The following is a 9,080-nucleotide window of genomic DNA, read 5'->3' on the forward strand; positions in this document are numbered from 1 at the left end:
GGCCCGCTACGGCCCGCTACGGCGGCGGAACCGCCGGTCCGCTCCAGTCCGTTACGGCGGCGGCCTTCGGTCCGCTCCGGCCCGCTACGGCGGCGGAACCGCCGGTCCGGTCCGGCCCGCTACGGCAGCGGGACCGACGGGAAGGTGCCGGCCGGGGTGCCGTCGAGGGCGCCGTCCATGGCGTCGCGCCAGATCGGGCCGGCCAGGGTGCCGCCGAAGGCCTGGCCCACGGTCTTGCCGCCGATCCGCTGGCCGTCCAGCGACTTCGGGTTGTCGGTGTCGCTGACGACGGTGGCGCCGGCCATCTCCGGGGTGTAGCCCACGAACCAGACCTGGAGGCTCCCGTTGGTGGTGCCGGTCTTGCCCGCGCTGTCCCGGCCGGTGAGGCCGGCCGCCTTGCCGGTGCCGTCCTCCACCACGCCCTTGAGCATCGCGGTGACGGTGTCGGCGGTGTTCGCGGACATCACGGAGGAGCAGTTCGCCTGCGGCACCGTCAGCTGCTTGCCGTCGGGGCCGGTGACCGAGCTGATCGCGGTAGGCGTGCAGTAGGTGCCGTGGGCGGCGAAGGCGGCGTAGACGCCCGCCATCGCCAGCGGGGTCAGGTCGTTGCTGCCGAGTGTCATCGACGGCACCACCTGGAGCTTCTCGCCGCCCGCCTGCTCGGTGATGCCGAGCTTGTTGGTCATCTGGGCGACGTTGCAGAGCCCGGTGTCGGCTTCCAGCTTGGCGAAGTAGGTGTTCACCGACTGCGCCATGGCCGACTTCATGTCGAACTGGCCGGTGAGGGTCGGGCTGTCGTTGTGCACCTGCCCGGCGGACGGGAACTTCCCGCCCGAGCAGTCCTTCATCGCCGGCCACGGGATGCTGTAGTCGGTGGTGTAGCTCTGGCTCGGCGAGAGGCCGCTCTCCAGGGCCGCCGCGGCGACGATCGGCTTGAAGGTCGAGCCGGTCGGGAAGCCGAGCCCGCCGCCCATGGCCTTGGGCACGTTGTAGTTGATCTGGGTCTGGTCGGGCTTGTCCTCGACGCCGTACGGGCGGCTCTGGCCCATCGCGAGGATCCTGCCGGTGCCGGGCTGGACGATGCTCATCGCCGTCGCCGCCTTGTCGCCGGCGTTCACGTGGCTGGTCACCGAGTCGTTGAGGGCGGCCTGTGCCTTGGGGTCCAGGGTGGTGTGGATCTGCAGCCCGCCGCGCTTCCAGACCGCCAGCCGCTCGGCCGCCGACTTCCCGAAGGCCGGGTCGGTGAGCACCACCTTGCGCACGTAGTCGCAGAAGAAGCCCTCGCCCTGCTTGGCCAGGATGCAGCCCTGCTGCGGGGCCTGGACGTTCAGGCCGAGCGGGGTCGCGATGGCCTGCTCGGCCTGCTCCTTGGTGATGTGCCCGTACTCGGCCATCTTGCGCAGTACGGTGTCGCGCCGCTCCTTGGCCGCGGCCGGCTTGACCGCCGGGTCGTAGCCGCTGGGCGACTGCACCAGACCGGCCAGCATCGCGGCCTGCGGCAGGGTGAGGTCCTTGGCGTGCACGCCGAAGTAGCGCCGCGAGGCCGCCTCGATGCCGAACGCCTTCTCCCCGAAGAAGGTGATGTTCAGGTAGTTGGTGAGGATCTGGTCCTTGCTGAGGGTCTCCTCGACCTTGATCGCGTACTTCAGCTCCTGGATCTTGCGGCCGATGGTCTGCCGCTGCGCCTCCTGGACCTTCACCGGGTCGTCGCCCGCCTCGTCGACGAAGACGTTCTTCACGTACTGCTGGGTCAGCGTGGACGCGCCCTGCGCGGTGGTGCCCGAGGAGGCGTTCTTGTCGATGGCGCGCAGCACGCCCTTGAGGTCGATCGCGCCGTGCTCGTAGAACCGGTTGTCCTCGATGTCCACCAGCGCGGTCTTCACCAGCGGGGATATCTGGTCCCCGGACACGACGGTGCGGTCCCGGTCGTACACGGTGGCGATCGTGCCGCCCTGGGCGTCGAGGATCGTCGAGGCCTGCGACAGCGCCGGGGTCTTGAAGTCGTCGGGCAGGCTCTGGAAGTCGTCCGCCGCCGACTGGGCCCCCAGCCCGGCCGCCGCCACCGCCGGCAGGGCGATCCCCGCCGCCACGACACCGGCGACCACGCTGACCCCGATCAACCCCAGCCCGTGCCCGAACTTCCGCATGCCCGTTCCCGCCCGCTTCGCTGCCATGCCAGGGACCCTACGTGCACGTCATGAGGAACACGTCAGAAATCCGGCACCGGTTCGTCACAACTCTGTGACGGGCCCGGCCGCGGGAGGCACCGCCGAGTCCGGCGTCCGTCGCGCTCCGGCTCCCACTCCGGCTCCGGCTCCCGCTCCGGCCCCCGCCCTGGCTCCGTCGCCGTCGCCGGCTCCGGCTCCGGCTCCGGCCCGGACGAGAACTCGGTATGACCGCGGCAAAGACTTCGCCCCGCCGCGTCCCGACATCTGGACAGCCCGGGAGCCCACTTGGTGAGGTGTCGGGGCTCGGAGCACGCACGGACGCACCTCCCGCACCCCCACACCCTCACATCCGGGAGCAGACGCATGCGCACACCGTTCAAGGCCACCGCCCACACCCTGGCGGCGCTGGCCCTGGCCGCCTTCGGCACCACCTCGCTGGCCACCGCGGCCGAGGCGCGACCCGCCCCGGCGCCCGCCCACGCCGGGGTCAAGCCGCTCGCCCCCTCCGCCGCGCGGCACCAGGCCCCCACCGCCGCCGCCGACACCCTGAAGGTCGGCTCCAGCGCGAGCCAGGGGGTGGTGTCGCCGACCCCGAAGGTCTACCTGGTGTTCTGGGGCTCGCAGTGGTCCTCCGATCCCGCCGGGGTCGCGCCCGACCTGCAGAACATGTTCCGGGGCCTGTACGGCGGCCAGGACACCTGGGGCACCATCCTCGACCAGTACTGCGAGGGCGTTCCCAAGGGCACCACCACCTGCGGCACCCGGGGCGTCCACGTCCAGCACCCGGCCGCCTCCCCCCTGGCCGGCGTCTGGTTCGACAACACCTCCGCCGCGCCCGCGAGTGCGACCGCCGCCCAGATCGGCGCCGAGGCCGGCAAGGCCGCCGCCCACTTCGGGAACACCACCCAGACGCCCAACCTCAACGCCCAGTACGTGGTCGTCTCCCCGACCCACACGCACCCGGACGGCTTCCCCAACTCCGGCTTCTGCGCCTGGCACGACAAGACCAGCAGCGCGTACGGCACCCTGGCCTACACCAACCTCCCGTACATCCCGGACAGCGGCGCGGGCGCCTGCACCACCTTCACCGACGGCCGGCTGCTCTCGGGCATCGAGTCCACCGAGACGCACGAGTACGCCGAGACCGTCACCGACTTCTGGCCCAGTATCGGGTGGAACGGCGGGGGCGGCGAGATCGGTGACGCCTGCGTCGACCTCGACGCCTACGTCACCCTGAGCACCGGCACCTTCGACCTCCAGGGCCTGTGGTCCAACAGCGCCAACTCCTGCGTGACGCACGGCTAGCACCGCTCCCAGCACCGCGCGGCCCGCGGCACCGCGCGGCTCACGGGACGCGCCGCTCACAGCCCACGCGCGTGACGGTGGCCGACCCGCCGGTCGGCCACCGTCGTCACTCGCGGTAGAGCAGCAGGGTCGCCCCGGCCAGGAGGGCGCTGGCGACCAGCGCCCAGGCGGTCTGCCCGTGCAGGACCAGGACCGCGCCCGGGGCGGCGCCGGCCAGCATCGTGACGACCGAGAGGATCCGCCGCCGGCGGCGGGGCGCGGTGCCGCCGGCCAGCCGGGAGTCGGCGGCCAGGCCGGTCAGGGTCAGGGTGAGCACGGTGGTGGTGAGGTCCGGGATCCCGAGGCCCCGCACGGTGCCGTTGCGGACGCCCATCGCCAGGGCGAGCAGCGCGATCACGCCGTACTGCGCGAGTCCGTCCGCCGTCCAGGCGAAGACGACGACGGCGGCCGCCCCGTGCAGCGCCACCTCCAGCACCAGGGCCGTACGCAGCCGCCGCGAGCGCCCGGCGACGGCGGACCGCGTCGCGAGCCGGCCGGCCAGGACGGCGCCGAGCAGGAAGGCGACGAGCGAGGTCAGCGAGCCGACGACGGAGAAGCCGGGTGCTCCGGCGAGGGCGAAGGCGATGACCACGACGTTGCCGGTCATGTTCGCGGTGAAGACGTGGCCGAGGCCGAGGTAGCTCACGGCGTCGATCAGCCCGCTGACCAGGGTGAGGCCGAACAGGGCCAGGGCCAGCGGGTGCCGGTCGTGGATCTGCGGCCCCGGCGGCGGCCCGGGGGCGGTGCGGGGATCGGCTGCGGGCGTGGTCACGGGGACTCCTCGTGGATCGGAGGTTCGACGGATCGGAGGTTCGACGGATCGGCGGGACCGCGGTTCGACGGATCCGCGGCTCGGCAGGACCGCAGTTCGACGGATCGACGGATCCGCGATTCAGGACGGGTACGGCGGGCGGGACGTGCTGGGCGGCGCGGCGCGCCTCGGCGGCACCGGGCGCCGTCAGAAGAAGCAGGGGTCCATCGGCGCCGCGCCCTGCCCAGGCAGGGCGCGGCCGCGCGCCACCCGCCAGGCGTGCTGTTCGCCGGAGTCGGCCACCGCCTCCACCACGCCCTCCGCCTGCCGGACGCCCTCCCGGCCGGGGGCGGGGGTGGCGTGGTAGCCGCCGAAGCGGGTGACCGGGCTCCAGGACGGCGAGACGGCGGGCGGCTCCGGGGCCAGCCCCTGGTGCTCCGCGACGGCGTGGACGATGCGTCCGCCGACGACGGTGAGGACGGACTCGATGTGCGGGATCTCCTGCTCGGGCACGGTGAAGTAGTCCGCGCTGAGCAGCGCGAGGTCGGCGTAACTGCCCACGCTCAGGCGGCCCTTGACGTCTTCCTCGCCGGTGAGGCGGGCGCCGCCCAGGGTGTACAGCTCCAGGGCCTGCTCGCGGCCGAGCCGGTTGTGCTCGGCGGCGAGGCGCCGCCCGCTGACGGCGCGGCCGGAGACCAGCCAGTGCAGGGCGACCCACGGGTTGTACGAGGAGACCCGGGTGGCGTCGGTACCCGCCGCGACGGTGAGGCCGCGGTCCAGCATGGCGCGCAGCGGCGGTGCCTCGGCGGCGGCGGGCGCGCCGTAGCGCGAGAGGAAGGCCTCGCCCTGGAAGGAGAGCCGGTTCTGGACGGAGACGGCGCCGCCCAGGGCGGCGATCCGGTCGAGGCTGTCCGGGCTGACGGTCTCGGCGTGGTCGAAGAGCCAGCGGTTGCCCTGCGGGAAGAGGCCCTCGGCGGCGAGCTTCTCGAAGACGGCGAGGTCGCGGCGGATCGTCTCGTCGTAGCTGGCGTGCAGCCGGAAGCCCCAGCCGTGCTCGGTCAGCAGCCGGACGGCCTTCTCGAACTCGGCTTCGTAGGCGCCGAGTTGCGGCCTCGGCTCGGTGAAGTTCTCGAAGTCGGCGGCGGCCCAGGTGAGGTTCTCCCCCGCGCCGTTGAGCCGCAGCCAGGCGTCGCCCTCCCCGGGGCGCACGGTCTCGACCCAGCGGGTGAGGTCGTCCAGTTCCTGCCCGGCGGTCTGCGGGAAGAGGTGGTAGGCGATGCGCAGGGTCAGCTCGCCCCGGCGGGCGAGTTCCATGACGGTGCCGTAGTTCTCGGGGAAGCTCTGGAAGCCGCCGGCCGCGTCGATCGCGGAGGTGAGGCCGAAGCGGTTCAGCTCGCGCAGGAAGTGCCGGGTGGAGCCGATCCGGTCGGCCTCGTCCAGGGTCGGCGCCTTGGCGAGGGTGGAGTAGAGCAGCAGCGCGCCGGGGGCGGCGATCAGCAGGCCGGTCGGTTCGCCGTCGTGTCCGCGCACGATCTGTCCGCCCGCGGGGTCGGGGGTGTCCCGGGTGAAGCCGGCGGCGCGCAGGGCGGCCCGGTTGAGCAGGGCCGACTGGTAGAGGTGCAGCACGAAGACCGGGGTGTCGGGCGCCGCCGCGTCGAGTTCCGCCAGGGTGGGCAGCCGCCGCTCGGCGAACTGGTCGGCGGACCAGCCGCCGACCACCCGCACCCACTGGCCGGGCGGGGTGCGCTCGGCCTGGAGCCGGAGCATCGCGAGGGCCTCGCGCAGCGTCGGGACGCCGTCCCAGCGCAGCTCCAGCACGTAGTTGAGGCCGCCGCGGATGACGTGCAGGTGGGCGTCGTTGAGCCCGGGGACGGCCCGCCGGCCGAGCGCGTCGACGACCCGGGTGCCGGGGCCGACCAGCGGGACGACGTCCGCGTCGTCACCGACGGCCTGGATCAGCCCGTCCCGCACGGCCAGGGCGGTGGCCCGCGGACGGCGCGGGTCGTTGGTGTGCACCTTGGCGTTGCGGATGACCAGGTCGGCGGGCTGCTCGGGGGCGCCGGGGCGGATCCCGGCGACGGGCATGGTGGACAACGGGGGTCCCTTCGTTCGGCGGTGGGCACGGCCCGGTGGGGGCCACCCCGCGAAACCTAGGCAGCCCGGCGGCCGCCGACGCACTCCGCAGCGCATCGTCAGTTGACCCGCAGTGCACGGTGGGCGCCCTCGTTCGCGGCGGCGGCCGGCCGTGCGTTGTCGGAACAGTCCCGGGCGCCCAGTGAGCAGAACCGCCGGCCGGCCCGCCGTTAACGTCGTCGATGTGCCGCCCCGGGCTCTCCGGGAGCGGGAACTGACGCTTCGTCACCTTGTTGCGCCGACAGGCGAATTGTCGGCGCGTTCCCCCGCGGACTCCCGCATCCACCAGAAGGAGAAGAACCGTGTTCGACCTCGACCGGGTCCACGCCGCCCCGAGCCCCGACCTGCTCACCCCGGACAACGCGATGATGCTGTTCGTGGACCACCAGCCGCAGATGTTCTTCGGCACCGGCAGCGGCGACCGCACCTCGATCATCAACTCCACCGTGGGCCTGGCGAAGGCCGCGAAGATCTTCGACGTGCCGGTGGTGCTGTCGACCGTCGCGGCGGAGTCCTTCTCCGGCCCGATACTCCCGCAGCTGCGGGCGGTCTTCCCCGAGCAGGAGGTCATCGACCGGACCAGCATGAACGCCTGGGAGGACGAGGCCCTGGTCGAGGCCGTCAAGGCGACCGGCCGCAGCAAGATCATCCTGTCCGGTCTCTGGACCGAGGTCTGCCTGGTCCTGCCGGCGCTGTCGGCGCTGGAGCAGGGGTACGAGGTGTACGTGGTCGCCGACGCCTCCGGCGGCGTCAGCCCCCGCGCCCACGAGCACGCCCTGCAGCGGATGACCGCCGCCGGCGCCGTGCCCGTCACCTGGGTGCAGGTGCTGCTGGAGCTCCAGCGCGACTGGGCCCGCGCCGAGACCTACGTCCCGGTGACGGACCTGGTCAAGGAGCACGGCGGCGCGTACGGCCTGGGCATCGTCTACGCCCAGTCCATGATCGACCCGCACGCCGCCGGCTGACGGCCCGCGCGCTACCCCACGGAGTCCGAGATGAACACGGGTCTACTCCTGCTGCGCCTGGTCGCCGGTCTGCTGATCGCGGGCCACGGCGTCCAGAAGGTCAGCCACCGCCTCGGCGGCGCCGGACTGGAGGGCGGCACCGCCGAGTTCCGGGGTGACGGCTTCCGCGGTGGCGTGCTCACCGCACTGGCCGCCGGCGGCACCCAGATCGGGGCCGGGCTGATGCTGGCCCTCGGCCTGCTCACCCCGCTCGCCGGCGCGGGCGCCATGGGGGTGATGACCGTCGCCCTGACGGTCAAGTGGCCGCACGGGCTGTGGGTGCAGCACGACGGGTACGAGTACCCGCTCGTCCTGATCACCATCGGCGCGGTGCTGGCCGCCACCGGCCCCGGCCGGTGGTCGGTCGACCATGCCCTCGGCATCACCCACTGGCCGCTGTGGTGGCTGCCGGTGGCGGTGGTCATGGGCGTGGGCGGTGGCCTGGCCACCCGGCTCGTCCTGCACCGGGCCCCGGAGCGGCCCTGACGGCAGCGGCGGGATCCCCGAACGGTTCGGGCCCCTGGACACCCCCGTGTCCAGGGGCCCGAACCGTTCCCCGGCGCCGGCAGGGCCCCGGTGCAGGGAGTGCTCCGGTGCAGGGCGGGCCCCAGTGCCGGGAGGGCTCCGGCGCCGGGCGGGCCCCAGTGCCGGGAGGGCCCCGGTACCGGAAGGGGGAGCAAGCACGGAAGGCGCCCGGCCGCGGCCGGGCGCCTTCGAGTCACGGCCGGGCCCGTCCGAGGGCGGACCGGGCGGCGGTCACGCCTTCGAACGGGCCCGGCCCCCGGTCACGCCCTGGAACGGACCGGGCCCACCGGTCACGCCTCCGGTTCCGGAAGCACCACGAGGTGCTCGGCGAGGAACCAGACCTGGCTCTCGCCGGTGCGGATGATCTGGGAGACCAGGAGGTCCTGGGTGCCGTCGTCGCCGAGCCGCGCCGTGCGGGCGGCGGCGTCGCGGGCTTCGGCCAGGACGGTCTCGTGCGCGTCGAGGAGCCGCGAGAGCATCGACCGCACGTCCTCGACCCCGTCCGGCGGACGCGGCACGCCGGTGATCTGGGCGGCGTGGCGCGGGTCGCCCACCGCGACACCGCCGAGCATCTGCACCCGCTCGGCCAGCGCGTCGACCAGCTCCAGCTGCTCCTGGGCGTGCTTGTCGAAGAGCAGGTGCAGCTGGTACGCCGTCGGCCCGCGCATGCCCCAGTGGTACTTCTTGTACAGCGCGTACAGGAACTGGGTGTCGGCGAGGACGCGGTTCAGCCGCTGGGCGGAGTACTGGCGGGTGTCGTGGGAGAGCGCGATCGGCAGCTGGGTGACGGTGCCGTACTCCTGGATCTCGGCGCCGTGCTGGTGCAGGCGTGGCTGGCTGGTCATGCGGTTCTCCTGGGTTCTCGGGGGCAACTCTGCCGGGGAATAAGGGGTTTCGGCGCGATCCGCCACGCGGCGGCACCGGCGGCCCCACCCTAGGAAGGCTCCGGGCCACCGCCTGTTCCGACGGCGCACCGCCGGCAGCCGGTCCGTGCACCCGATCGGGCCGTCCGGCGCTCCGACGTCCGGCGCTCCGACGTCCGGCAGTCCGGCAGTCCGGCGCTCCGACGTCCGACCGTCCGGCCGTCCGTCGGCCACCGGCTCCTCCTCGGCACTCTCGGACGACACCGTGTGCTCTCACAGGACATCAGCCGTC

7 protein-coding genes are annotated in these 9,080 nt (G+C 73.4%); 3 read left to right on the top strand and 4 right to left on the bottom strand.

The genetic code is table 11. The features are described from left to right. Nucleotides 1-119 precede the first annotated feature (119 nt). Nucleotides 120-2,174 carry a transglycosylase domain-containing protein gene (locus tag ACZ6Y7_RS35935; protein ID WP_465762165.1) on the bottom strand — a complete coding sequence of 685 codons (2,055 nt, stop codon included), beginning with the start codon at nucleotides 2,172-2,174 and terminating at the stop codon, nucleotides 120-122. A 357-nt stretch (nucleotides 2,175-2,531) separates the two neighbouring features. On the opposite strand from ACZ6Y7_RS35935, the gene ACZ6Y7_RS35940 reads away from it, so the two are divergent. Next, a complete protein-coding gene (locus ACZ6Y7_RS35940) occupies nucleotides 2,532-3,473 on the top strand; it encodes a hypothetical protein (protein ID WP_465762166.1) in 942 nt (313 codons plus the stop codon). A 106-nt stretch (nucleotides 3,474-3,579) separates the two neighbouring features. Here ACZ6Y7_RS35940 and ACZ6Y7_RS35945 read toward each other — a convergent pair whose 3' ends face one another. Both ACZ6Y7_RS35945 and ACZ6Y7_RS35950 read right to left on the bottom strand, forming a co-directional pair. Then, the gene (locus tag ACZ6Y7_RS35945) at nucleotides 3,580-4,284 is read right to left on the bottom strand and encodes a YoaK family protein (protein ID WP_465762167.1); all 705 of its coding nucleotides are present in this window, start codon (nucleotides 4,282-4,284) and stop codon (nucleotides 3,580-3,582) included. Between the two features lie 186 nt (nucleotides 4,285-4,470). Beyond that, complete coding sequence (locus ACZ6Y7_RS35950) at nucleotides 4,471-6,348, bottom strand: amidohydrolase (RefSeq protein WP_465762172.1); 1,878 nt, start codon at nucleotides 6,346-6,348, stop codon at nucleotides 4,471-4,473. A gap of 350 nt (nucleotides 6,349-6,698) precedes the next feature. Between ACZ6Y7_RS35950 and ACZ6Y7_RS35955 the strand changes: the two genes are divergently transcribed. Both ACZ6Y7_RS35955 and ACZ6Y7_RS35960 read left to right on the top strand, forming a co-directional pair. Then, on the top strand, nucleotides 6,699-7,361 hold the full coding sequence (locus tag ACZ6Y7_RS35955; RefSeq protein WP_465762168.1) for a hydrolase: 663 nt from the start codon (nucleotides 6,699-6,701) through the stop codon (nucleotides 7,359-7,361). Nucleotides 7,362-7,391: 30 nt separating this feature from the next. Further along, nucleotides 7,392-7,886, top strand: coding sequence for a DoxX family protein (locus ACZ6Y7_RS35960; RefSeq protein ID WP_465762169.1), 495 nt, complete (start codon nucleotides 7,392-7,394; stop codon nucleotides 7,884-7,886). Between the two features lie 329 nt (nucleotides 7,887-8,215). Here the strand turns inward: ACZ6Y7_RS35960 and ACZ6Y7_RS35965 are convergent, their stop codons facing one another. Beyond that, nucleotides 8,216-8,770 (bottom strand): Dps family protein, encoded by a 555-nt coding sequence (locus ACZ6Y7_RS35965; protein WP_465762170.1) that lies wholly within the window; start codon nucleotides 8,768-8,770, stop codon nucleotides 8,216-8,218. Nucleotides 8,771-9,080 lie beyond the last annotated feature (310 nt).

The sequence above is a fragment of the Kitasatospora sp. NPDC053308 genome (assembly GCF_055585785.1).

What these genes read in the sequence shown, in the direction of transcription:
- ACZ6Y7_RS35935 (WP_465762165.1), bottom strand. Translation starts at nt 2,174, where the DNA reads ATGGCAGCGAAGCGGGCGGGAACGGGCATGCGGAAGTTCGGGCACGGG.
- ACZ6Y7_RS35940 (WP_465762166.1), top strand. Translation starts at nt 2,532, where the DNA reads ATGCGCACACCGTTCAAGGCCACCGCCCACACCCTGGCGGCGCTGGCC.
- ACZ6Y7_RS35950 (WP_465762172.1), bottom strand. Translation starts at nt 6,348, where the DNA reads ATGCCCGTCGCCGGGATCCGCCCCGGCGCCCCCGAGCAGCCCGCCGAC.
- ACZ6Y7_RS35960 (WP_465762169.1), top strand. Translation starts at nt 7,392, where the DNA reads ATGAACACGGGTCTACTCCTGCTGCGCCTGGTCGCCGGTCTGCTGATC.
- ACZ6Y7_RS35965 (WP_465762170.1), bottom strand. Translation starts at nt 8,770, where the DNA reads ATGACCAGCCAGCCACGCCTGCACCAGCACGGCGCCGAGATCCAGGAG.